The organism is Citrobacter sp. Ce104 (assembly GCF_030334595.1).
GTDB classification, from domain to species: domain Bacteria; phylum Pseudomonadota; class Gammaproteobacteria; order Enterobacterales; family Enterobacteriaceae; genus Citrobacter; species Citrobacter europaeus.
This window is the reverse complement of record NZ_JAOWDP010000069.1, coordinates 266521-290515: the sequence shown is the minus strand read 5'-3', so window position 1 is coordinate 290515 and position 23995 is coordinate 266521. Positions and strand designations below refer to the sequence as shown.

The window sequence follows — 23995 nt, the reverse complement described above, 5'->3', positions numbered from 1 at the left end:
TACGATGGGTAAAAAAAACCCTTTGCCAATTCTTATCACCGGAGGAGGTCGACGTATCGGCCTCGCCGTCGCATGGCATTTTATAAATCAAAAACAGCCGGTTATCGTCAGCTACCGCACGCATTATCCGGCCATTGACGGCCTGCGAGATGCCGGTGCGCTGTGTATCCAGGCTGATTTTTCCAGCGATGAAGGCGTGCTGGCTTTTGCTGATGAAGTCAAAACACATACAGATGGCCTGCGCGGCATTGTGCATAATGCCAGTGCCTGGCTTGCAGAAAAGCCCGGTACTCCGCTGACCGAAGTGCTGTCAGCCATGATGCAGATTCACGTCAATACCCCCTACCTGCTCAACCACGCACTGGAAGGATTGTTGCGCGGTCACGGACACGCTGCCAGCGATATTATCCATTTTACAGATTACGTGGTGGAGCGAGGCAGCGATAAGCACATTGCTTATGCTGCCAGCAAAGCGGCGCTGGACAATATGACCCGCTCGTTCGCCCGCAAACTGGCGCCGGAAGTGAAAGTCAACGCGATTGCCCCCTCGTTAATCCTGTTTAACGAGGGTGACGATGCAGAATATCGTCAGCAGGCATTGAACAAATCACTGATGAAAACAGCACCGGGTGAAAAAGAGGTCATTGACCTAATTGACTATCTGTTAACCAGCTGTTTTGTCACCGGACGTAGTTTTGCCTTGGATGGTGGGCGTCATCTACGTTAGTGCAGTTTAATCCAACAAAAAATCAGCAACCACGCGCTCAGGCCCCAGCATACTACTGAACTGCCGAGCGCAACGGGTAAGCGCATAAATCCGGTGAAATACCACAGCGAAACGAGGTAGACAAAATAAGGAATAATCGACCACATGCTGAAGACAATGGTTGTACGTAACGCCTCGATCCCACGTTCACTGGCCACGATATAATGGGCAATCAACGCAAAGGTTGGGAACAACGGAATTAATCCGGCAATATAGTAGTTCTTTGTTTTCGCCAGCAAACCAATCAACACCACCACCAGCGCACCGAGCGCCGCTTTTATAACGAGTCCCATCACCCTGCCTTAACACATCAATAACATCAGCCTCTAGCATAACGGAAGCGTTCTTGTTTAGAAAAGATTAATGGAAGGAAAAACCAGGGCGGTGTATGTTGGCGTTTTATATTCAAAATGAATGATATGAACACCATCGTATTTGTTGAAGATGATCCCGAAGTTGGATCACTGATTGCGGCCTACCTTGCCCGGCATGATATTGAGGTTATCCTTGAACCTCGTGGTGATCTGGCCGAGGAGAAAATCCTGCAAGTTCAACCCGACCTGGTGTTATTGGATATCATGCTGCCGGGCAAAGACGGGATGACTATCTGCCGCGATTTACGTGGACGCTGGCAGGGCCCGATTGTCCTGCTCACCTCGCTGGACAGCGACATGAACCATATTCTGGCGCTGGAAATGGGTGCCTGTGACTATATCCTGAAGACAACGCCACCCGCAGTGCTGCTGGCTCGTCTGCGCCTGCATCTGCGCCAGAGTGAACATTCAACCCAGTCTAAAGGCATTCAGGCGGCAACGATCACTCCACACACAACGCTGCGCTTTGGCACACTCACTATCGACCCCACCAACCGCTCCGTTCTACTCGGCGGCGAGCAAGTCTCTCTTTCCACCGCTGATTTTGAATTACTGTGGGAGCTGGCAACCCATGCAGGGCAGATTATGGACCGCGATGCGTTGCTGAAGAACCTGCGTGGCGTAAGTTATGACGGCATGGACCGCAGCGTCGATGTCGCGATTTCCCGGTTACGCAAAAAGCTGCTCGATAACGCGACTGAACCTTATCGAATTAAAACAGTGCGCAACAAAGGTTATCTCTTTGCACCCCACGCCTGGGACGACGAGCCGCAGAAGTAATGCCACTGGGCCGATCTCATTGATCGGCTGGATTACTCACAATACGTTACACTGTCACGTAAAATTGTCTACAGAACAGGCATACAAACGCCATCCGGATACGTTCCACATTTTTTGTGTGGCTGTTGGTCTCCCCCCTCCCTATAATCCTTGGCGGTCCTGAACCCTTATGGTTCATAGGTATATTTCGCAATAACAAAACTCTTTCCGGCATTTCAGGTGCTGAATGAGGCAAGAGGCTACAATATGTTCGTTACGCTTGCGTATATCGCATTCTTTTTGGTTTGTTCATGGGCAATTTTCAGAATCAACCAAAAAAGTCACTCCCTGTCAAAAAGTGTCTTCATCGCTATATTTTTGGGTGCTGTTATCGGCTTATCCCTGCATCTTATTGCTGCTGACGACAGTAAAACGGTTATCGATTGGTATAATATTATCGGCAACGGCTATGTAAATTTACTGAAGCTGGTCGCGGTTCCGCTGATTTTCATTTCTATACTCTCAGCTATTAACAAACTCGAAAATAGCGCTGGCATTGGGAAAATGTCGTTAACCATCGTCGGGTGCATGCTCTGTCTGGTGATGATTGCCGGGTTTGTTGGGTTGCTGACTGCACATGTATTAGGTCTGGACGCCAGCGCATTTGTTCATATGCAGTCTACGCTGACGGCTGACGATGTGAGCAAAACGGCTGCCATTTCACTGCCTAAACTGGTTACATCTCTAATCCCTACGAATATCTTCCTCGATCTCACTGGAGCCAGAAGCGTTTCCGTCATTGGCATTGTTATCTTCACCCTACTTGCCGGCGTGGCATTATTAAAAGTCAAACAAGATGCTCCGCAAGAAGGTGAAAAGTTAAGCGCAGGCATTAATGCCATCCAGATCTGGGTGATGAAGATGGTGCGCATCGTTATTGCCCTCACCCCTTATGGCGTGATGGCATTAATGGCAGGCGTATTTTCTGCGTATCGTTTCGAACAATTTGCCAGTCTGTTAGGCTTTATTGGCGCTTGTTACATTGCGATTCTGATGATGTTTATCGTCCACGCGCTAATCCTGGTGCTGAGTGGCAATAATCCCGTTCACTATTTTAAAACTGTCTGGCCAGTATTAACCTTTGCATTTGTTTCCCGCAGTAGTGCGGCATCTATTCCACTGGCTATTTCCGCACAGGAAAAGTTTGGCGTGCAAAACACCATTGCCAATATCGCGGCCTCATTTGGCTCCAGCATGGGTCAAAACGGCTGCGCCGGGATCTATCCGGCCATTATGGTAGCGATGATTGCGCCAACAATTGGAATTGATCCATTATCGGTGCATTTTTTGCTCGCCATGCTGCCTGCAATTGCGCTCGGCTCTATCGGGGTTGCGGGCGTAGGCGGCGGCGGAACATTTGCTGCGCTGATCGTCCTTTCAACGCTGAACTTCCCGGTTGCACTGGTCGGAATTTTCATTGCCATTGAGCCTGTCGTTGATATGGCCAGAACGGCATTAAACGTGAACGGTTCGATGATGTCGGGCGTGTTGGCTAACAGGATCCTGAAAAAGAGTACTGAAGAACCACAACGCGTGAATGCGAATTAGCCTGTCCTCTAGTAAGAAACAAGCCTTCCTGTTCACGGAAGGCTTTATTTTGCGTCAACTAAACGTCAGTCCGTCGTATTTTCTCCAACGATAGTTTACTGCGGAGATAATCCAGCAGCCGATAAAGACGCCAATAATCGCAAATCCGACATTCCCCATATGGTCACTTAAATCGCTGACGGTATCCCACAAACCACCCTGGAGCGAAAACGCGTCAGAGAGAAGCCCCAACGCCTCCAGTCCACCAATAAATAGCGCGACAATCACCGAAGTCCCGGTAATGGTCATATTGTAATAGAGCTTACGTTGCGGCTTATTGAATGCCCATCCGTAGGCCTCAACCATCAGAATACTGTCGAGACAATCAATTAACGCCATACCGCAGGTAAACAACGCAGGGAACACGAGAATGGACCATAACGACATACCACTGGACGCGCTTGAAGCGGAAATTCCCAACAGAGAAATTTCAGTTGCGGTATCAAAACCCAGACCAAACAGAAAACCGACAAAATACATATGCCAGTCTTTGCCTACCAACCGAAACGCCGAGCGGAAAAGCCAGCTCAGTGGACCTGAAACCGTAATGTCTTCCGTGGTGCCATCGTAAGTTCCGGTGCGCTTTAGATGGCGAAAGGCCTTCCAGACATGGCAGAAAATAATGAGATTAAGAGTAGCCAGAATCAGCAAAAACACGGCAGAAACCGTGGTCCCAATCAGGCCGCCGATATTCTGAAACCATGCCATGTGTTGCTTAAACGCGCTGGTGGTCAACGCAATGCCAATGCTGGCCAGCAACACGATGGTGGAGTGGCCGAGGGAAAACCAGGCTCCCGTCGTCAGGGCGCGTTTTTTCTGCTGCATGAGTTTGCGCGTAGCGCTATCTATCGCGGCGATATGATCGGCATCAACGGCATGGCGCAAACCATAGCACCACGCGATCAGACTCAGCGCCAGTAACGAAGTGTTGTTGCTAAACGCGCTGAAAGCCCACAGCCACGCTACGATGTTTGCCCCGATGAGTAAGACCATCAACAAAAGAATGTTCGGGCGTTTTTTTAATAATGAAAACAATGCCTTCATTGTTTCCACCCTGTCAAATTTGCGCTAAACAACACTCCACACCGCCATTCACTGATTGATTAATAAAACGTTTACCCGGCTAATGATAACTCTTAAGAATTACCAGCCCAGTGTCGTAGATCAAAGTTGATTACCACCTGAAGCGAGCTCCGCCATCGCTAACTCCGCGATGCGCAGGGGTACAGAGGCGCAGTCCCCTTCTTGCAAGAACCAGGCAGACGACAACCCACACCAGGCAATAATCCACATCAGCAAACGTTGCCGTTCAATGCGGGCGGTTTCAGACACGATGTTGACCCGTTGGGTGAATCTTTCTGGCTCAATGGCGACAGGCCTGGAGGGGTCGGCAAGATCGGGGTTGGTAAAAATATTGGCATAATCAAAGCCACGCTCGCCCACCAGCCCTTTAGGATCGATAGCCAGCCATCCTTTCGCTCCGAAATCCAGAATATTGCCGTGGTGTAGGTCGCCATGTAATACAACTTCATTCAAGGGAGATGAGAGCAGCACGTCTGCCACCTTTGCGCAACGCGTCAGGATACCGCCATACTTTTTCGCTGCAGGAGCGAGATCGCGAAACCAATGATGCAGCGGTGTTAACTCAGGCGTTGACGCATTCCGGGGAAGATGAAGTCGACTGGCTGCATGGCAAATAATGCGACACGCCTGCGCATCGTTACCAGTCCAGGACATGTCCGCTAAAGACCCCGTCCCTGTCGCACGTTCCAACAGGATCGCCCCTGTTGCATGAGCAAGCACTTTCGCTGCGCCATTCCCGTTCCACCAGACCATGAGTTCGCAGCCGCTCCGTTCACTGTCATCGTCGGTGAGTTTAAGTATGGATTTCTGACCCTCTTTGATAGCCACCACGGGCAAAAGCTGTGATGTGTGCGTCTCAAAGGGTTCGCCATCAGGAGTCAGTCCCCAACGGTTGAGCCAGGTGTTGAACAGACTCTTTTCCAAACAATATCCTCTTTTTTTCGCCGGATGATAACCACCGAAAGATGCCGGTTCAGCATTATTCCTGTTTTCTTTTGGTTGAGCTACCCCCCCCACTGTCAACATCATTGGCTTACCTGGTAGAGCACTAACGAGCACACCCTTGCGTATTGGTGTGCCATGCTGACTGTGTTTTTTCAATGAGGAAGGCCCGATGATCACGATATGCAAAACCTGTGGAACATCCTATGACGTTGCTGACGCCTATCCCGAACATTGCGATATCTGCCAGGATGAACGTCAGTATGTCCCCGCAACCGGGCAGGAATGGGTCGATTTTGCCGCCCTTTGTGCTTCGCACACAAATAAGTGGCGGCAACATGATAGCGCTCTCTTCAGTATCCGCACCGTTCCCGATTTTGCAATTGATCAACGGGCGTTTATTCTGCGTACCCCGGAAGGCAATATTTTATGGGACTGCATTGCCACGCTCGACGATGCAACAAAAATGCTAATAACATCCCTGGGCGGGCTTAAGGCCATCGCGATATCGCATCCACATTACTACACCACCATGCAGGACTGGGCTGAAGAATTTAACGCTCCGATTTACCTTCATGCCAATGACCGCAAGTGGGTAATGCGCAACAGCCCGTGGATTAGATTTTGGGATGGCGATACCCTGGAACTGACACGAGACGTTAGTGTGATACGTCTGGGCGGACACTTTGCTGGCGGCTGCGTATTGCACTGGGCACGAGATGAAGGCGTGGTGCTTTCCGGTGATATCGTTCAGGTTACCCCTGGCGCGCATGCCGTCTCGTTTATGTGGAGTTATCCCAATATGCTACCGTTGCCGGCCGCAACGGTCAGCGACATTACCCACCGCCTGAGCACGGTGAGATTTAAACAGCTTTACGGCGCGTTTGAAGGAAAAGACATCACGCAAAATGCCGATGAAATCGTGCAGCGTTCAGGTGAAAAGTATGTTTCCTGTCTCAAATAAGCAGACCGTTTGTCTGTCATTGGCGCTCATCAGGATGATATGGGATAGAAATGATAGACTGCTCCAATGACAGATAAATTCACTATCACACTGATAATGAAGTAGGTTTTGAATGGCTGTTTTTGTGTTTTATGGCGAAAGATTTGTTGACCCGCTATCGCGCCAGGCCAACCACCCACAACGCCAAACAACAGCAAGGTGGATTCCGGCACCCGCCGCCAGGCCCTGCGCGCCGCCATTTTGTCCGCGCCGTACATCGCCAACGTCAGTATGTTGGCGATCAAAAACCATATAATCAGGGGATACGAGGTGAAAATGCAGCCTGTCGCCGCGAAAATGAGTAGCAAATAACAACAGCGATTGAAATTCATATTTTTATATCACAGCAATTTTGAGAGTATCAGTAAGCATTATATTGTGTATTCGGTGATTTTATATGAAGAAGCTGTTTGTACAGTTTTATCTCCTGCTGTTTGTCTGCTTTCTGGTGATGACCCTGTTGGTCGGCCTGGTATATAAATTCACCGCAGAACGCGCGGGCAGGCAGTCGCTCGACGATTTAATGAAAAGCTCGTTGTACCTGATGCGCAGTGAGCTGCGCGAGATCCCACCACGCGACTGGGGGAAAACGCTGAAGGAGATGGATTTGAACCTCTCTTTTGACCTGCGCGTTGAACCGCTGAATAAGTACACGCTGGACGCGCCTACCATGCAGCGTTTGCGCGAAGGCGATATCGTTGCGCTTGACGATCAGTACACGTTTATTCAACGGATCCCCCGCAGCCATTATGTACTGGCTGTCGGCCCGGTCCCCTATCTCTATTTTCTCCATCAAATGCGCTTGCTGGACGTCGCGCTGATGGCGTTCATTGCCATCTCGCTGGCCTTCCCGGTACTGATCTGGATGCGCCCACACTGGCAGGAAATGCTCCGACTGGAAGCCGCTGCCCAACGCTTTGGGGAGGGACATCTGAGCGAACGCCTCCATTTTGATAGCGGTTCCAGCTTTGAGCGGCTGGGGGTGGCGTTTAACCAGATGGCGGACAACATCAACGCGCTTATCGCCAGTAAGAAACAGCTTATCGATGGTATTGCCCATGAACTTCGTACCCCACTGGTTCGCTTACGTTATCGGCTGGAAATGAGTGATAACCTCACCGAGCAGGAATCTCAGGCACTGAATCGTGATATCGGCCAACTGGAGTCGTTGATCGAAGAGTTACTGACCTACGCCCGGCTGGACCGTCCGCAAAATGAACTAAAGCTCAGCGTACCGGACCTCCCTGTTTGGCTGACAACCCATCTGGAGGATGTGCAAAGCGTGAATCCCCAGCGTGCAGTACGTTTACGTCATCTCAAGAGTGGCGACTACGGTGCACTGGATATGCGCCTGATGGAGCGCGTACTGGATAATCTACTGAATAACGCCCTGCGTTATTGCCAGTCTACGGTGCAAGCGAGCCTGTTATTGCACGGCAGTCAGGCGATGCTGGTTGTGGAAGACGATGGTCCCGGTATTGCACCCGATGCTCGTGAACAGATTTTTGAACCGTTTGTTCGCCTTGACCCCAGCCGCGACCGGGCGACCGGTGGTTGCGGACTTGGGTTAGCCATCGTCCACTCAATTGCTTTGGCTATGGGCGGTACGGTCGTCTGTGATGAAGGTGAACTCGGCGGCGCCCGTTTTACGTTTAGTTGGCCCGTATGGCATAACATTCCTGAATTTTCAGCTGCCTGACCCACATTGCTCGGTGGTCAGGTGGCAGATGTTGTGCTATAAAAAAGTATGTTGTAACTAAAATGGTGGATTTATGGCCCGTTACGATCTCGTCGACCGCCTGAACGGCACCTTCCGCCAGATGGAACAAGAGCTGGCGCTTCTGAACGCAAACCTGTTGCAGCAGACGCTGCTGATTGCGCGCGTCTTTTCGTTACCGGAAGTGGTCAAGGAGGCAGAGCATGCCCCATTGCAAAGCATTGATGTTAAGCAGCATTTAGGCAAAGAGGCTGAAACGCTGGCGCTAGGCCACTATCGTCACCTGTTTATCCAGCAACAATCCGAGAATCGTAGCAGCAAAGCGGCCGTCCGCCTGCCAGGAGTGCTGTGTTATCAGGTAGATAGCGCTGCCCAGCGTGCTCTGGAAGAGCAAATACAGCGTATTAACCAGCTAAAAACGACATTCGAGCGTATTGTCACGGTGGAATCCGGGCTGGCGCCGGCAGCACGTTTCGAATGGGTGCATCGCCACCTGCCGGGACTGATTACGCTGAATGCCTATCGCACACTTACACTTGTCAGAGAGCCTGCTACCCTGCGATTCGGCTGGGCCAATAAGCACATTATTAAAAATCTGAAACGCGATGAAGTTCTGCAGCTACTGGAAAAAAGCCTGACGTCACCGCGTAGCGTACACCCCTGGACGCGTGAAGAGTGGCAGGCGAAGCTTGAGCGGGAATATCAGGATGTCGCGGCCCTGGGGCAGCATGCTCGTCTGAAAATCAAACGACCGGTAAAAGTGCAGCCCATCGCCCGCGTCTGGTACAAAGGGGAGCAAAAGCAGGTGCAATATGCCTGCCCGACGCCATTGATCGCGCTAATTAACAACGAAAACGGTATGACCGTACCGGATATCGGCGAGCTACTGAATTACGATGCCGACAATGTTCAGCATCGTTTTAAACCTCAGGCACAGCCGTTGAAATTGATAATTCCCCGACTGCACCTGTACGTTGCTGATTAGCTGCCTGGCCGCATGCTGCCAACCATCAGCTCCGGACGTACCCAACTGTCAAACTCCGCTTCGGTCAGATATCCCAGCGCCAGAGCGGAGGCTTTTAGCGTCAGACCCTCTTTGTGCGCCTTTTTGGCAATTTCAGCGGCTTTATCATAACCGATATGGGTGTTGAGCGCCGTCACCAGCATCAGCGACTCGTTGAGCAGTTGATCGATTCGCTCACGGTTGGGCTCGATCCCCGTCGCGCAGTGCTGGTTAAAGCTTTCCATACCGTCAGCCAGCAAACGTACCGACTGCAGGAAGTTGTGGATGACCATCGGTCGGTAAACGTTGAGCTCAAAGTTACCTGACGCCCCGCCCATATTGATGGCGACATCGTTGCCCATTACCTGACAGCAAAGCATAGTCAGCGCTTCACACTGGGTGGGATTGACCTTGCCCGGCATGATCGAGCTGCCCGGTTCATTTTCCGGAATTGAAATCTCACCGATACCGCAGCGTGGACCGGATGCCAGCCAGCGTACATCGTTGGCGATTTTCATCAGCGACGCCGCCAGCCCTTTTAGCGCGCCGTGAGCATGAACCAGGGCATCGCACGTGGCCAGCGCTTCAAATTTATTTGGTGCGGTAACGAACGGCGCACAGGTGATAACCCGCAGTTCATCCGCGACCCGACGAGCATATTCAGGATGTGTGTTCAGTCCGGTCCCTACCGCAGTTCCCCCCAGCGCCAGTTCTGCCACGTGCGGTAAACTGTTTTCAATGTGTCTGAGATTATGTTCGAGCATTGCCACCCAGCCGGAAATCTCCTGGCCAAGCGTAAGTGGGGTTGCATCTTGTAGATGTGTACGACCAATTTTGACGATATCGGCGAAAGCGTGGGACTTATCACTGAGCGTTTTGGTCAACACATTTAATTGCGGGATCAGAGCGTTACGTAGCGCAAGCAGTGCGGCAACGTGCATTGCGGTTGGAAAGACATCATTCGAGCTTTGGCTCTTATTAACATCATCATTGGGGTGTACCTTGCGTTCCATCCCTCGTACGCCGCCCAGTAATTCGCTGGCCCGGTTTGCCAGCACCTCGTTCATGTTCATATTGCTTTGTGTACCAGAGCCGGTTTGCCAGATGGCCAGCGGAAACTCATCACGATGTTTATCCGCCAACACCTCATCTGCGGCCTGCATAATAGCCCTGGCTTTATCCTCCGCCAACAGCCCGAGATCCTGGTTAACCTTTGCAGCGGCGCGTTTCGTCAGCGCCAGCGCATGGATCAGCGAGACCGGCATTTTCTCCGTAGAGATACGAAAATGCTCCAGCGAACGTTGGGTTTGCGCCCCCCAAAGCTTATCGGCAGGGACATCAATTGCCCCCATTGAATCATTCTCGCGGCGTACCGTTACCATTACCTGCTCCTTACATTAACAATTGATTAGGTTATGTTTCGACATTGCCCATTTGCATTGGTCTTATGAGTATTAACGAGGATTAATCTGTCGTTTGGTGGTTCGTGCGGTAAAAAAAACCGCCCCGAAGGGCGGCTGACGTTACTTAACGCAGCGTGCGCACTGCGACGTCTGAATTTGCTTGAAGAAATCGTTGCCTTTGTCATCCACCAGGATAAACGCCGGGAAATCTTCCACTTCAATTTTCCAGATAGCTTCCATCCCGAGTTCAGGGTATTCCACACACTCCAGACTCTTGATGCTGCCCTGGGCCAGTACCGCAGCGGGGCCGCCAATACTGCCTAAGTAGAAACCGCCATGCTTATGGCAAGCGTCGGTCACCTGCTGGCTACGGTTGCCTTTCGCCAGCATGATCATACTCCCACCAGCGCCCTGGAGCTGGTCAACATACGAGTCCATACGCCCGGCAGTGGTTGGACCAAGCGAACCAGAGGCATAGCCTTCCGGCGTTTTTGCCGGACCGGCGTAGTAGATCGGATGATCCTTAACATACTGCGGCAAACTTTCGCCGTTATCCAGCCGTTCTTTCAGTTTCGCATGCGCAATATCACGGCCAACAATGATTGTACCGTTAAGCGACAGACGCGTAGATACCGGGTACTGCGACAACTGGGCCAGGATCTCTTTCATCGGGCGATTTAGGTCAACGTGCACCGCTTCCCCCTCTCCCGCCTGGCGCAGCTCTTCTGGTATATATTTGCCAGGATTATGCTCCAGTTTTTCGATCCAGATACCTTCGCGGTTGATCTTAGCTTTGATATTTCTATCGGCTGAGCAAGAAACACCCATACCAACCGGACACGACGCGCCGTGACGCGGCAGACGGATCACGCGGATGTCATGTGCGAAGTACTTCCCGCCAAACTGCGCGCCCAGTCCCAAATTCTGCGCCTCAATCAGCAGCTCTTTTTCCAGCTCGACATCGCGGAATGCCTGGCCGTGTTCGTTACCTTCGGTCGGCAGCTCATCGTAATATTTAGCCGAGGCCAGTTTCACCGTTTTCAGCGTGGCCTCCGCTGACGTACCACCAATAACAAACGCAATGTGATACGGCGGGCAAGCCGCAGTTCCCAGCGTTCGCATCTTCTCAACCAGGTAATCTTTTAATTTGCCTGGCGTCAGCAGCGCTTTGGTTTCCTGGTACAGATAGGTTTTGTTCGCCGAACCACCGCCTTTGGCAATACACAGGAATTTGTATTCGTCGCCGTCGACGGTATACAAATCTATCTGTGCAGGCAGGTTGGTACCGGTGTTTACCTCTTTATACATATCCAGCGCGGCGTTTTGCGAATAGCGCAGGTTGTCTTCGATGTAGGTGTTATACACACCCCGCGCCAACGCAGCTTCATCGCCGCCACCGGTCCAGACGCGCTGACCTTTTTTACCTACGATAATCGCGGTTCCGGTGTCCTGACAGGTAGGCAAAATACCTTTAGCCGCGATATCGGAATTGCGCAGGAATTGCAGGGCCACATATTTGTCGTTTTCACTGGCTTCGGGGTCACGCAGAATATCGGCCACCTGCTGTTGATGCGCAGGACGCAGCATAAACGACGCATCATGAAAGGCCTGACGAGCCAGCAGGGTTAAGGCTTGCGGTGCTATTTTAACAATCTCCTGCCCTTCAAATTCGGCAACGGAGACATGATCGCTGGTCAGCAGATAGTATTCGGTATCATCCTTTTTGAGGGGGAAAGGATGCTGATAATGAAAGGGTTTGTTTGACATTGTGCTCTCACTTACTGCTCGGTCTGGTTATTCTCTGGGCAGATGTTCCATTGCCCTGCTTCCCTGCCGCAGGTCGGATTGTAGAAGTAAGGGCTTTCTGCAACCGGAATTGCTCAGGGTATTAAAAGCGAGTCACCATATCCTACACAATTTTTTAACAAAAACTGAGACAAGTACGACTTTTTACATGTGCAGGTTACTTCCCTCGGGGTTTCTTGGTTTAATAGCCGCAGAAAATTCCACATTGAAACAGGGCTTGAGAATGCAAAAACTCATCAACTCAGTGCAGAACTACGCCTGGGGAAGTAAAACTGCGTTAACGGAACTTTATGGGATTGCCAACCCCACTCAGCAACCGATGGCTGAGTTGTGGATGGGCGCGCATCCGAAAAGCAGCTCGCAGGTTCTGGGCGCTGACGGCCAGAAGGTCGCTCTGCGCGATGTCATCGAACACGATAAATCCGCACTGTTAGGCGATGCCGTTGCCAAACGCTTTGGTGAACTGCCTTTCCTGTTTAAAGTGCTCTGCGCCGCGCAACCTCTTTCGATTCAGGTTCATCCTAACAAGCGCAATTCTGAAATCGGATTTGCCAAAGAAAACGCGGCGGGGATCCCGATGGATGCCGCCGAGCGCAACTACAAAGATCCTAACCACAAGCCGGAACTGGTTTTTGCTTTAACGCCATTCCTGGCGATGAACGCATTTCGCGAGTTCTCAGACATTGTTGCACTGTTACAACCGGTTAGTGCAGCGCACCCGGCTATTGCGCATTTCCTGCAGGAACCGAGCGCAGAACGTCTGAGCTATCTTTTCGCCAGCTTACTGAATATGCAGGATGAGGAGAAATCCCATGCGCTGGCAATCCTGAAATCAGCGCTGAACAGCCAGCAGGGTGAACCCTGGCAAACCATTCGCCTGGTAGCCGACTTCTACCCGAACGACAGCGGGCTCTTCTCCCCGTTGCTGCTCAATGTGGTAAAGCTCAATCCAGGCGAGGCGATGTTCCTGTTTGCCGAAACCCCACACGCCTACCTGCAAGGTGTGGCGCTTGAGGTAATGGCTAACTCGGACAACGTGCTACGCGCCGGACTGACACCAAAATACATTGATATCCCGGAGCTGGTCGCCAACGTTAAGTTTGTCGCCAAACCTGCAAACCAGCTGCTGACCACACCGGTTAAGACCGATGGCGAACTGGACTTCCCCATTCCTGTCGACGATTTCGCCTTCTCCCTGCATGAACTGACCGCCGATGGCACAGAAATCAGTCAGCAAAGTGCGGCTATTTTGTTCTGCATCGAGGGGGAAGCCGTGCTGAGTAAAGGCGAGCAGCGTCTGGTCCTGCTGCCGGGTGAATCGGCCTTTATTAGCGCGAATGAATCGCCGGTAAACGTCAGCGGCAAGGGTCGTTTAGCTCGGGTTTATAACAAGCTGTAGCAAGATACTGATATTTTTAACAACTCTTGCTAAGCTGTAGTGAGTTAAAGACATGTCACTCCTCCAGGCGTCTTCAAACGCCTGGTTTTATTTTATGGATATCAAAATGAAAAAATCGCTGGTAGCTGCGGGTGTGGTGGTTGCACTGGGTATCGTCTGGACGGGCGGAGCCTGGTACACAGGAAAGAAACTCGAAACGCATCTCGCCGAGATGGTGACGCAGGCAAACGATCAGTTAAAACGCTACTCCCCTGAGGCGGGCATTGAACTGAGTTATCAAAACTACCAGCGCGGCGTTTTCAATAGCCAACTGCAGTTGGTGGTAAAACCTATCGCCGGACAGGCTGATTCCTGGCTGAAACCGGGACAAAGCATCGTCCTGAATGAAACCGTGGATCACGGTCCTTTCCCGCTGGCTCAGTTGAAATCACTGAATCTGGTTCCGGCAATGGCCTCCGTGAAAACGACGCTGGTCAATAACGACGTTACCAAACCGTTGTTTGATATTGCCAAAGGTGAGACGCCATTCATCATTAACTCCCGTATTGGCTACAGTGGCGATACCCGTTCAGCTCTCTCTCTCAAGCCACTGAACTATGAGAAAGGCGATGAAAAAGTGGCCTTCAGCGGCGGCGAGTTCCAGTTTACGGCTGACAAAGACGGCAATGCTGTGTCGCTGACTGGCGAAGCGCAAAGTGGCCTGGTTAATGCGGTCAATGAGTACGATCAGAAAGTACAGGTTACTTTTAATAACCTGAAAACTGAAGGTTCCAGCAGTATCGCCAGCTTTGGTGAGCGCATCGGCGACCAGAAATTGTCACTCGAAAAACTGTCGATTTCAGTCGAGGGTAAAGAGCTGGCGGTACTGGAAGGTATGGGTATCGATGGCAAATCCGATCTGATCAACGATGGCAAAACCGTAAACAGCCAGCTGGATTACACCCTGAACAGTCTTAAACTTCAGGGCCAGGATATGGGAAGCGGTAAACTGACGCTGAAAGTGGGCCAGATAGACGGTGAAGCGCTGCACCAGTTCAGCCAGCAGTATAGCGCCCAAACCAAAGCGCTGATGTCACAGATTGACGTGGTGCAAAATCCTGAGCTTTATCAGCAGAAAGTCACCGAAGCCTTCTTCAATGCACTGCCAATTCTGATGAAAGGCGAGCCGGTCATTACTATTGCCCCGCTGAGCTGGAAGAACGCAAAAGGTGAAACCGCATTTAATCTGTCCCTGCTGCTAAAAGATCCGACCGCAAACTCCGTGGAGCCGCAAACGCTGGCGCAGGAAGTGGATCGCTCCGTCAAATCACTGGACGCTAAACTGACAATTCCTGTCGATATGGCGACTGAGTTCATGACGCAGATTGCCAAACTGGAAGGATATCAGCAGGAAGAAGCAGCAGGTCTGGCGAAGCAACAGGTTAATGGCCTGGCGGCGATGGGTCAGATGTTCCGTATTACGACGCTGCAGGACAACGTTATCGGCTCCAGCCTGCAATATGCAAACGGCCAGGTAACGCTGAACGGACAAAAAATGCCGCTGGATGAGTTTGTTGGCATGTTCGGTATGCCTTCTCTTACACAGCCGGACGTTCCTGCCATCCCGCAACAGTAATCACTGTTTTATGACTGGCCCGATAGCATTGCTTATCGGGCTTTTTTTTATTTCGCTGCCACCAGCCGAGCGGAAAGTGTCAGATTGCGTGAATGGCCTTCATCGTGGCCAATGCGTTGGAGCATGCGTTCAGCAAGGGTATATCCCATTTCACGAGCGGGCGTACAGGCCCAAATAATAGGGATATCGTCCAGCGCGTTTTCTGCCACATCGGCGAATCCGGCCAACGATATTTGCTGTTCGAAATAACGATCTACGCCAATTTCACCACTCTGACGTCCAGCTCTCATCAGGCCGAACCAGGCGCCTATGGCGATTATTTCGTTGTAGCACACTACCGCGCTGATTGTCGGATTGCGACGCAACAGCGCTGTCACCTCTTCAGCGGCCTGCTTCTGGCTGGATGAACACTCCAGCACCCAGTCGCTATGGAACGGTAAACCATATTTTAGCAACGTGGCACAATAGCCGCCGACGCGCTCTGCGCGGGTCAATGAAGAACTCTGCCCCCCCAGCCAGGCAATACGCTGGTGCCCGTGGCGGATAAGATGTTCAACTAATAACTGGGCAGCCTGCATGTTATCGGGTCTGACGGTGTCAACCTCATCCATGTAGCTGGCGCGTGATGCAAATACTACCGGGATCCCTTTGTCAGCGGCCAGTTGTTGCAGCGCGTCACTACTGCCGGCAGCTCCGGCAATGACCACGCCATCCACCCCTTGATTGAGCAACATCGCGAAACGCTGCGCCAGCTGTTCGCCATCTTTACCACCATGCAGTAAAAAGACCATGCGCCCCTGCGCTTCTAACGCTTCCGTCAGCCCCGCCGTCAGCTCTGCGTAAAACGGCGTAGACAGATCGCGCACAATCAGACCAATTACCCCGCTTTGCCCGCCACGCAGCGCTGATGCCTGGCGGTTACGCACAAACCCCAGTTGCTCAATAGCAGCATTAACTCGTTCGCCGGTGGCTGATGAAATTCGCCCTTTTCCACTGAGCACTAATGAGACGGTACTGACCGAAACCCCTGCAGCCAGCGCAACATCATGGATGGTTATTTTTTTGGCTATAGCCATAAAAACAGAAAACTCCCTGATAACGTGACGGATAAAACGTTTTATCAATCACTTATATTTATACGCCCTATTATCGTTCGATAATGTGATTTATACCGCACTAAAATTAGGTAAAACGTTTTATCTTCTCGCCATCATTAGTCAGCCAGCTTTTACAAGGAGTCGTTTGATGACGACGAGAACCACACCAAAAATAACGTTATGGGAATTTTTCCAGCAGTTGGGCAAAACCTTTATGTTGCCCGTAGCACTGCTCTCATTTTGCGGGATCATGTTGGGGATCGGCAGCTCGTTAAGCAGCCATGATGTCCTGACGCTGATCCCGGCGTTGGGAAACCCTGTGCTTCAGGCCATCTTCACCTGGATGAGCAAAGTTGGCTCGTTTGCGTTTAGCTTCCTGCCGGTCATGTTCTGTATTGCCATTCCTCTGGGCCTGGCGCGCGAGAACAAAGGTGTTGCTGCGTTTGCCGGTTTTGTCGGTTATGCGGTCATGAACCTTGCCGTCAACTTCTGGTTAACTGCCAAAGGTATCTTACCCACCACAGATGCGGCGATCCTCAAAGCCAACAACGTGCAAAACATTTTGGGGATCCAGTCGATCGACACGGGGATCCTCGGCGCGGTTATTGCCGGGATCATCGTTTGGATGCTGCATGAACGCTTCCACAACATTCGTCTGCCGGACGCGCTGGCCTTCTTCGGCGGTACCCGTTTTGTGCCGATTATCTCTTCAGTGGTGATGGGTCTGGTCGGCCTGGTCATTCCCCTGATTTGGCCGGTTTTCGCCATGGGCATTACCGGACTCGGCCACATCATCAATAGCGCGGGAGAATTTGGTCCTATGCTGTTTGGTACCGGCGAACGCCTGCTGCTGCCTTTCGGCCTGCATCATATTCTGGTGGCATTGATTCGCTTCACCGAAGCTGGCGGCACGCAGGAAGTCTGTGGTCACAGCGTAAGCGGCGCACTGACTATTTTTCAGGCTCAACTGAGCTGCCCAACAACCCAGGGGTTCTCTGAAAGCGCCACTCGCTTCCTGTCCCAGGGTAAAATGCCGGCGTTCCTCGGTGGTTTACCGGGCGCGGCATTAGCCATGTACCACTGCGCACGTCCTGAGAATCGTCATAAGATTAAAGGGTTATTAATCTCTGGTTTGATCGCCTGTGTCATTGGCGGTACCACTGAACCCCTCGAGTTCTTATTCCTGTTCGTCGCCCCGGTACTGTATGTGATCCACGCCCTGCTTACCGGTCTTGGCTTCACCGTGATGGCGGTGCTTGGCGTCACAATCGGTAACACGGACGGTAACCTGATTGACTTCGTGGTGTTCGGTATCCTGCACGGATTGTCCACCAAGTGGTACCTGGTTCCTGTTGTGGCGGCTATTTGGTTCGCGGTGTATTACGTTATCTTCCGCTTCGCTATCACGCGCTTTAATCTCAAAACACCAGGTCGTGAAGTCGAAATTGCCAGCAATATCGAAAAAGTCATGGCTGGAGCGCCGGGTAAATCGGGTTACAACGTCCCCGCCATTCTGGCGGCGCTCGGCGGCGCGGAAAACATAGTCAGCCTGGATAACTGCATCACCCGTCTGCGCTTGTCAGTAAAAGATATGTCGCTTGTTAACGTACAGGCTCTGAAGGACAATCGAGCCATTGGCGTAGTACAACTCAATCAGCATAACCTCCAGGTGGTTATCGGCCCACAGGTCCAGTCGGTAAAAGACGAGATCGCGGTTCTGATGAATACCGTACAGGCGTAAGGACAACATTATGTTTGATTTCTCAAAGGTTGTGGACAGACACGGTACCTGGTGTACTCAGTGGGATTACGTTGCCGACCGTTTTGGTTCAGCAGACCTGCTGCCGTTCACCATTTCCGATATGGATTTTGCCACCGCACCTTGCATTCTGGAGGCGCTGACTCAGCGCCTGTCACATGGCGTGTTGGGTTACAGCCGCTGGAAAAATGATGAATTTCTGGCGGCGATTAGCCACTGGTTTCTCTCGCGTCATAATACCCAAATTGATCCTCAATCGCTGGTTTATGGCCCCTCGGTCATCTATATGGTGTCGGAGCTGATCCGCCAGTGGTCCTCAGCAGGCGATGCGGTGGTCATTCATACGCCAGCTTACGACGCGTTTTACAAAGCGATTGAAGGTAATCAGCGCCAGGTGCGCGCTGTCGGACTGGAAAAACGCGCTGACGGTTGGTTTTGCGACATGGCTGCGTTGGAGCAAGCCCTGTCCCTACCTGAAAGCAAAATTCTCCTGCTTTGCAGCCCGCACAATCCAACCGGTAAGGTATGGACGCGTGACGAACTGGAAACCATGGCGGAACTGTGTCAGCGCCACGGTGTAAAAGTCATCTCTGATGAGATCCATATGGATATGGTATGGGCAGACCAGCCGCACATCCCGTGGAGCAACGTCGCGCGCGACAGCTGGGCGCTGTTCACCTCCGGTTCAAAGAGTTTCAATATTCCGGCATTAACCGGGGCTTACGGAATCATTGAGGATGCGCAAAGCCGTAACGATTATCTCAGCGCGTTAAAAGGCCGCGATGGCCTTTCCTCGCCTGCGGTGTTGGCGCTTACTGCACATATTGCAGCCTACCAGCAAGGCGCTAGCTGGCTTGATGCGCTACGCGATTACCTTGCCAGTAATCTGCTCTTTGTTGCCCGTGAGCTAAATAGTGCATTCCCTGAGCTAAACTGGCAGGTTCCGCAATCCACCTATCTGGCATGGATTGACCTGCGCCCGCTCAATATTGATGACCACGCGCTGCAGGATGCGCTCATCCACCAGCAGAAAGTCGCCATCATGCCGGGATACACTTACGGAGAAGAAGGCCGCGGTTTTGTACGCCTCAATGCCGGATGCCCGCGCTCCAAGCTTGAAAAAGGCGTTCAGGGTTTGATTAACGCCATCCGCACAATACGTTAAATAGCAAAGTAAAAGATCGCCACTTGGGCGATCTTTTACTCATTATTAGTTGGTAATTTTCATATGCAGCTGGAATGCGTTGGTTTTCCCTTCATCTTTCGCCGCGCCTTTTTGATATATTCTGATAGTATACTTACCGCTGGCAGGCAGCGTATTTTTATAAGTATCACCGCTCATCATGCCATCAAAAATAAATTGATCGCCCGGTGCAATAATACTCATGAAAGGATGAGGCCAGGCGCTTTTCAGCACTGCTTGCAGGGTCTGCCCTTTTTTGGCGACAAACGTATAATCTTTTGTTTTATCACCCGTAATTGTACCCTTGATATCTGCCCCGCTGGTGCCTTTTTTAAACTGGATCACATGCGTTTCATCCGCTTTATACGCCGCATGCGCAGGTACAGTTGCCAAAAGCAAACTTACACAGAACATTGTACTGATAATTAGCTTTACACTTTTCACTTTATTAATACCCTCAGTCATTATTGTGTTTTTTATAACATACCTCGCTGTGCATTCATAAATGGGAAAGTGTCCATTTTTCGCTATTAGCAATGTTATCCAATTAATATCTGAATAAATTAACACTGAAAGGCAGTGATTAAATAAAATCGAGGGAAATAATCTTAAAAAAAGAAAAAATCCGCCATTAAACACATGCTGTAGAAAATGCGTTATTGCTAACTTTACACCTGTCTTACCACCGCCAGGCAAAAGCATCCTGGTACGATCTGCCGGAACCCCATTCTGTTGGTGCGTTGGCAGCATGGCGAGCAATTTTGCACCACTTGCTTCCCTCACACCCCGAACTCTGCACTGTTTTTTTTAAAGTTTTTAGAGGAACATTTTTCTGTTGTATAATGCCCTGCACTTTACCTAAAAACACGAGTGCAACCATGATTGATACTTCTCTCCCCCTGACCGACGTCCATCGCCACCTTGATGGTAACATCCGTGCCCAAACGATCCTGGATCTGGGTCGTCAGTTCAACTTGACGCTTCCGGCGCAAACGCTGGAAACGCTGATCCCTCATGTGCAAGTCACATCAACTGAGCCGGATTTAGTGAGCTTTTTATCCAAGCTCGACTGGGGCGTGAAGGTTCTGGCCTCGCTGGATGCCTGTCGCCGCGTGGCATTTGAGAATATTGAGGATGCGGCACGTAACGGTCTGCACTATGTAGAATTACGTTTTTCTCCAGGCTATATGGCGATGGCGCATCAGCTTCCCGTCGCGGGCGTGGTTGAAGCCGTCATTGCCGGCGTACGCGAAGGTTGCAAGACCTTTGGCGTTGAAGCACGCTTAATTGGCATTATGAGTCGTACCTTCGGCGAAGCTGCCTGTCTGCAGGAACTGGATGCGCTGTTAGCCCACCGCGACCATATTACGGCACTGGATCTGGCTGGTGATGAACTGGGGTTCCCGGGCAGTCTGTTCCTGTCGCACTTCAACCAGGCACGCGACGCCGGCTGGCGTATCACCGTGCATGCGGGCGAAGCTGCGGGCCCCGAAAGCATCTGGCAGGCCATTAAAGAGCTGGGCGCTGAACGTATTGGTCACGGCGTTAAAGCCGTAGAAGATCGTGCGTTGATGGATTATCTCGCCGAGCACCGTATCGGCATCGAATCCTGCCTGACATCAAATATTCAGACCAGCACCGTTGCCTCTCTGGCGGCCCATCCGCTGAAAACGTTCCTCGAGCATGGGGTGTTAGCCAGTTTGAATACGGACGACCCGGCTGTTCAGGGGGTGGATATTATTCACGAGTACACCATTGCCGCACCAGCAGCAGGCCTTACGCGCGAACAGATCCGCCAGGCGCAAATCAACGGTCTGGAAATGGCATTCCTGAGTAACGAAGAAAAACGTGCCTTGCGTGAGAAAGTCTCCGCAGCGTAACGATAAAGTGCCGGATGGCGTAACGCTTATCCGGCATTAGTTTAATCAGGCAAGGCACAGCGTCGAACGATGTTTTGCGGATTCGATACCCAGCTCAATCAGCTCCATAATTTGGATAGCCTGTCTTGCCGGGACCGGGTTCTCACCGTTACCGTTTAGCGCATCACGAATGCCAGCATAGTACGCCGGATAGTTACCCGGTACGGTAAGCCAGGTTTCTTCAACCTGCTCCTCACCTTCTATTCGCGTCAATACGCCATCGCGCATGTCATAACCCCAGTCTTCCTGAGGCAACCGCTCGCCATTTTTCAAACGTTCTTCCTGCGGGTCAAGACCATACTTCACATAGCTGCCGCGCGATCCGTGCACAATATATCGGGCCGATTCTGCGGCAGCGAGCATGGTACCGTGTAGAATCACTCGCCGCTGCGGATACGTCAGGATGGCATGAAAATAATCCGTCGCCTGCGCACCGGGGCGCAGTTGGGCGAGGTCTACCGTCAGGCTGACGGGCAAACCAAACAGATTAATCGCCTGATCCAAAAGATGCGGTGCTAAATCGTACCAGATGCCGCTTCCCGGGCCGCCCTGTTCACGCCAACGGTCACGAACCTGCGGGCGAAAACGATCGAAATGAGATTCAAAATACGCAACCTCCCCCAAAACGCCATCCGCCAGCAAGGCTTTCAGCGTCAGGAAATCACTGTCCCAGCGACGGTTATGGAACACAGATAATACGCGCCCGAGGCTGCGCGCCAGCGCATCCAGCTCACGAGCTTGTGACAGTGTCACGGTGAAAGGCTTATCAACAACCACATGTTTGCCCGCTTCCAGCGCGGCCTTCGCTAACGGGAAGTGCGTGTCATTAGGCGTGGGGATCACTATCAGGTCGATATTGGGATCGTTAAAAAGATGTTTAGGCTCGGCAACAACCGCCACCGTAGGCCAGTCTGCCTTCACTTTTGCTTCATCACTACTGGAAACCGCAGCCAGTTCCAGGCCCGGTGTGCCCACAATCAGGGGGGCATGGAAGGTTTTGCTGGCATAACCATAGCCAATTAGCCCAACGCGGATGTTGTCACTCATGTTATTGCCTCTCAATTCAGGACTGACCTATTTCACACCATACCTTGCAACGTCTCAATAGTTTAATAACCTTTGCGCTACAAAGGTCGTTTCTTAACTTAAGTCAAACATATGCCACTTACGCTTAACTTGCAGCGAAAAAGAGGTAGAAATCGTTCCCAATCATCTTGCTGTATTAATGAGAGATTAGTAACATTTGCAGCCTGTGTTTAAGGATAAATCAAAGCAAATGTCATCAGTAATGAATCGTCTTATTGAATTAACAGGTTGGATTGTTCTCGCCGTCTCCGTAATCCTGCTGGGTGTTGCCAATCATATTGACAATTACCAGCCACCGGAGCCCGTTGCTGCTGTGCAGAAGAAATAAGCGTCGGTAGTCGTTTATTCCCGGCAATTCACATGTAGTAGCTGCAAGGTTTGGCTGCAAAAGATCGAATTCTGTCAAAAAAAGCGAATTAGGCCGCATCCCGCTCCGCCGCATATTGCCTGCTGTGGCGAAGCGGGTTACCCTTGCTGCAGGTGCGTATAGCGCCTGCTTTTTCACAGGTATGAACACTCTTCTTACACTTGCACGTAAATCCGCTTTTACCTGTGCACGTTGTTTATTTTTATATTTTCTACTCCGTTGGTATTATTTTATTTATATGGATCTGCATTTATGACTGTTCAGGATTACTTATTAAAATTCCGCAAAATCAGTTCACTCGATAGTCTGGAAAAACTGTTCGACCATCTTAACTACACGCTTACTGACGATAGCGACATTATCAATATGTACCGTGCCGCAGACCATCGCCGTGCGGAGCTTATCTCGGGAGGTCGTCTGTTTGATGTCGGTCAGGTACCTAAATCAGTCTGGCATTACGTGCAATAAAGAAGAAAGTAGCGCTCAACGTTAAAAGCTTTATAATAATTGCCCCAAAATGAATGGCATGATTGATTGCGCGCGTAAACCTGGAGAAGAGATGACTACCACACCGGCACAACGTATCGGAGGCTGGCTCCTTGGGCCACTGGCCTGGCTGTTAGTCGCGTTGTTGAGCGCTTCGCTGGCGTTACTACTTTATGTCACTGCGCTGGCTACACCGCAAACCTTCAAAATGCTGGGTGAACAAAGTACGGTCAATTTGCTGTTATGGGGCGTTTCCTTTATTACCGCGATCGCCATGTGGTATTACACGCTGTGGCTGACGATTGCGTTTTTCAAACGCAGAGCCTGTGTGCCTAAACATTATATTCTGTGGCTGCTGATCTCCGTGTTGCTGGCGATTAAAGCGTTTGCGTTTTCACCGGTCCCGGACGCCTTTGCCGTGCGCCAACTGCTGTTCCCATTACTGGCTGCAGCACTGCTGGTGCCCTACTTCAAACGATCGCAGCGCGTTAAATCGACGTTTGTGAACCCGTAATAACCCTACAGTTAACCTGTTGTCGCCTGTTGTAGATTGTCAGATAATAGGCGGCTTTTTTATTTCA

At 51.2% G+C, this 23995-nt stretch carries 23 protein-coding genes; 14 read left to right on the top strand and 9 right to left on the bottom strand.

Features of this window, described 5'->3' with window-relative positions; translation table 11 throughout:
• The first annotated feature begins 4 nt into the window (after positions 1-4).
• On the top strand, positions 5-727 hold the full coding sequence (gene folM / locus OGW16_RS24185; RefSeq protein WP_043016397.1) for a dihydromonapterin reductase: 723 nt from the start codon (positions 5-7) through the stop codon (positions 725-727).
• Here folM and OGW16_RS24180 read toward each other — a convergent pair.
• Positions 724-1059: a GlpM family protein gene (locus OGW16_RS24180; protein WP_043016398.1), complete on the bottom strand. Its 336-nt coding sequence runs from the start codon at positions 1057-1059 to the stop codon at positions 724-726. The genes folM and OGW16_RS24180 overlap by 4 nt on opposite strands.
• A 117-nt stretch (positions 1060-1176) precedes the next feature.
• Here OGW16_RS24180 and rstA point away from each other — a divergent pair, with 117 nt between their 5' ends.
• Positions 1177-1920 carry a two-component system response regulator RstA gene (gene rstA / locus OGW16_RS24175; protein WP_043016399.1) on the top strand — a complete coding sequence of 248 codons (744 nt, stop codon included), beginning with the start codon at positions 1177-1179 and terminating at the stop codon, positions 1918-1920.
• A 246-nt stretch (positions 1921-2166) separates the two neighbouring features.
• Positions 2167-3507: an L-cystine transporter gene (locus OGW16_RS24170; RefSeq protein WP_181231397.1), complete on the top strand. Its 1341-nt coding sequence runs from the start codon at positions 2167-2169 to the stop codon at positions 3505-3507.
• 54 nt (positions 3508-3561) lie between these two features.
• Here the strand turns inward: OGW16_RS24170 and OGW16_RS24165 are convergent, their stop codons facing one another.
• Entirely contained in the window at positions 3562-4590 is a 1029-nt protein-coding gene (locus OGW16_RS24165) for a HoxN/HupN/NixA family nickel/cobalt transporter (protein WP_220771809.1), read from the bottom strand.
• Positions 4591-4710: 120 nt separating this feature from the next.
• Complete coding sequence (locus tag OGW16_RS24160; RefSeq protein ID WP_193144882.1) at positions 4711-5553, bottom strand: aminoglycoside phosphotransferase family protein; 843 nt, start codon at positions 5551-5553, stop codon at positions 4711-4713.
• A gap of 190 nt (positions 5554-5743) precedes the next feature.
• On the opposite strand from OGW16_RS24160, the gene OGW16_RS24155 reads away from it, so the two are divergent.
• Positions 5744-6535: an MBL fold metallo-hydrolase gene (locus tag OGW16_RS24155; protein WP_080625155.1), complete on the top strand. Its 792-nt coding sequence runs from the start codon at positions 5744-5746 to the stop codon at positions 6533-6535.
• A gap of 29 nt (positions 6536-6564) precedes the next feature.
• Here the strand turns inward: OGW16_RS24155 and OGW16_RS24150 are convergent, their stop codons facing one another.
• Positions 6565-6906, bottom strand: a complete 342-nt coding sequence (locus OGW16_RS24150) for a DUF1294 domain-containing protein (RefSeq protein WP_220771811.1) — start codon at positions 6904-6906, stop codon at positions 6565-6567.
• A 65-nt stretch (positions 6907-6971) separates the two neighbouring features.
• Here OGW16_RS24150 and rstB point away from each other — a divergent pair, with 65 nt between their 5' ends.
• Both rstB and tus read left to right on the top strand, forming a co-directional pair.
• On the top strand, positions 6972-8273 hold the full coding sequence (rstB, locus tag OGW16_RS24145; protein WP_100194413.1) for a two-component system sensor histidine kinase RstB: 1302 nt from the start codon (positions 6972-6974) through the stop codon (positions 8271-8273).
• Positions 8274-8346: 73 nt separating this feature from the next.
• On the top strand, positions 8347-9276 hold the full coding sequence (tus, locus tag OGW16_RS24140) for a DNA replication terminus site-binding protein (protein WP_043016405.1): 930 nt from the start codon (positions 8347-8349) through the stop codon (positions 9274-9276).
• On the opposite strand, the gene fumC is transcribed toward tus, so the two are convergent.
• Both fumC and fumB read right to left on the bottom strand, forming a co-directional pair.
• The gene (gene fumC, locus OGW16_RS24135) at positions 9273-10676 is read right to left on the bottom strand and encodes a class II fumarate hydratase (protein ID WP_047411410.1); all 1404 of its coding nucleotides are present in this window, start codon (positions 10674-10676) and stop codon (positions 9273-9275) included. The genes tus and fumC overlap by 4 nt on opposite strands.
• 141 nt (positions 10677-10817) lie before the next feature.
• A complete protein-coding gene (fumB, locus tag OGW16_RS24130; protein WP_075146135.1) occupies positions 10818-12464 on the bottom strand; it encodes a class I fumarate hydratase in 1647 nt (548 codons plus the stop codon).
• Positions 12465-12726: 262 nt separating this feature from the next.
• Between fumB and manA the strand changes: the two genes are divergently transcribed.
• Both manA and OGW16_RS24120 read left to right on the top strand, forming a co-directional pair.
• Positions 12727-13902 carry a mannose-6-phosphate isomerase gene (gene manA / locus OGW16_RS24125; RefSeq protein ID WP_043016408.1) on the top strand — a complete coding sequence of 392 codons (1176 nt, stop codon included), beginning with the start codon at positions 12727-12729 and terminating at the stop codon, positions 13900-13902.
• 106 nt (positions 13903-14008) lie between these two features.
• A complete protein-coding gene (locus OGW16_RS24120; protein WP_047413499.1) occupies positions 14009-15517 on the top strand; it encodes a YdgA family protein in 1509 nt (502 codons plus the stop codon).
• Positions 15518-15564: 47 nt separating this feature from the next.
• Here the strand turns inward: OGW16_RS24120 and OGW16_RS24115 are convergent, their stop codons facing one another.
• The gene (locus tag OGW16_RS24115; protein ID WP_043016409.1) at positions 15565-16593 is read right to left on the bottom strand and encodes a Mal regulon transcriptional regulator MalI; all 1029 of its coding nucleotides are present in this window, start codon (positions 16591-16593) and stop codon (positions 15565-15567) included.
• Between the two features lie 169 nt (positions 16594-16762).
• On the opposite strand from OGW16_RS24115, the gene malX reads away from it, so the two are divergent.
• Positions 16763-18355 (top strand): maltose/glucose-specific PTS transporter subunit IIBC, encoded by a 1593-nt coding sequence (gene malX, locus OGW16_RS24110; RefSeq protein WP_075146134.1) that lies wholly within the window; start codon positions 16763-16765, stop codon positions 18353-18355.
• A gap of 10 nt (positions 18356-18365) precedes the next feature.
• Positions 18366-19538 carry a MalY/PatB family protein gene (locus OGW16_RS24105; RefSeq protein ID WP_075146133.1) on the top strand — a complete coding sequence of 391 codons (1173 nt, stop codon included), beginning with the start codon at positions 18366-18368 and terminating at the stop codon, positions 19536-19538.
• Positions 19539-19583: 45 nt separating this feature from the next.
• On the opposite strand, the gene OGW16_RS24100 is transcribed toward OGW16_RS24105, so the two are convergent.
• Positions 19584-20339, bottom strand: a complete 756-nt coding sequence (locus OGW16_RS24100; protein ID WP_286519124.1) for a hypothetical protein — start codon at positions 20337-20339, stop codon at positions 19584-19586.
• 95 nt (positions 20340-20434) lie between these two features.
• Between OGW16_RS24100 and add the strand changes: the two genes are divergently transcribed.
• Entirely contained in the window at positions 20435-21436 is a 1002-nt protein-coding gene (gene add, locus OGW16_RS24095; protein WP_221922441.1) for an adenosine deaminase, read from the top strand.
• A 45-nt stretch (positions 21437-21481) separates the two neighbouring features.
• Here add and OGW16_RS24090 read toward each other — a convergent pair whose 3' ends face one another.
• Positions 21482-22522, bottom strand: coding sequence for an oxidoreductase (locus OGW16_RS24090; RefSeq protein WP_043016414.1), 1041 nt, complete (start codon positions 22520-22522; stop codon positions 21482-21484).
• A 241-nt stretch (positions 22523-22763) separates the two neighbouring features.
• Between OGW16_RS24090 and blr the strand changes: the two genes are divergently transcribed.
• The 3 genes from blr to OGW16_RS24075 all read left to right on the top strand — a co-directional run bounded on the left by blr (position 22764) and on the right by OGW16_RS24075 (position 23928).
• Positions 22764-22889, top strand: a complete 126-nt coding sequence (blr, locus tag OGW16_RS24085) for a division septum protein Blr (RefSeq protein WP_003029134.1) — start codon at positions 22764-22766, stop codon at positions 22887-22889.
• A 291-nt stretch (positions 22890-23180) separates the two neighbouring features.
• Complete coding sequence (gene ydgT, locus OGW16_RS24080) at positions 23181-23396, top strand: transcription modulator YdgT (RefSeq protein ID WP_043016415.1); 216 nt, start codon at positions 23181-23183, stop codon at positions 23394-23396.
• A gap of 91 nt (positions 23397-23487) precedes the next feature.
• Positions 23488-23928, top strand: a complete 441-nt coding sequence (locus tag OGW16_RS24075; protein WP_087053244.1) for a DUF2569 domain-containing protein — start codon at positions 23488-23490, stop codon at positions 23926-23928.
• Positions 23929-23995: the final 67 nt, after the last annotated feature.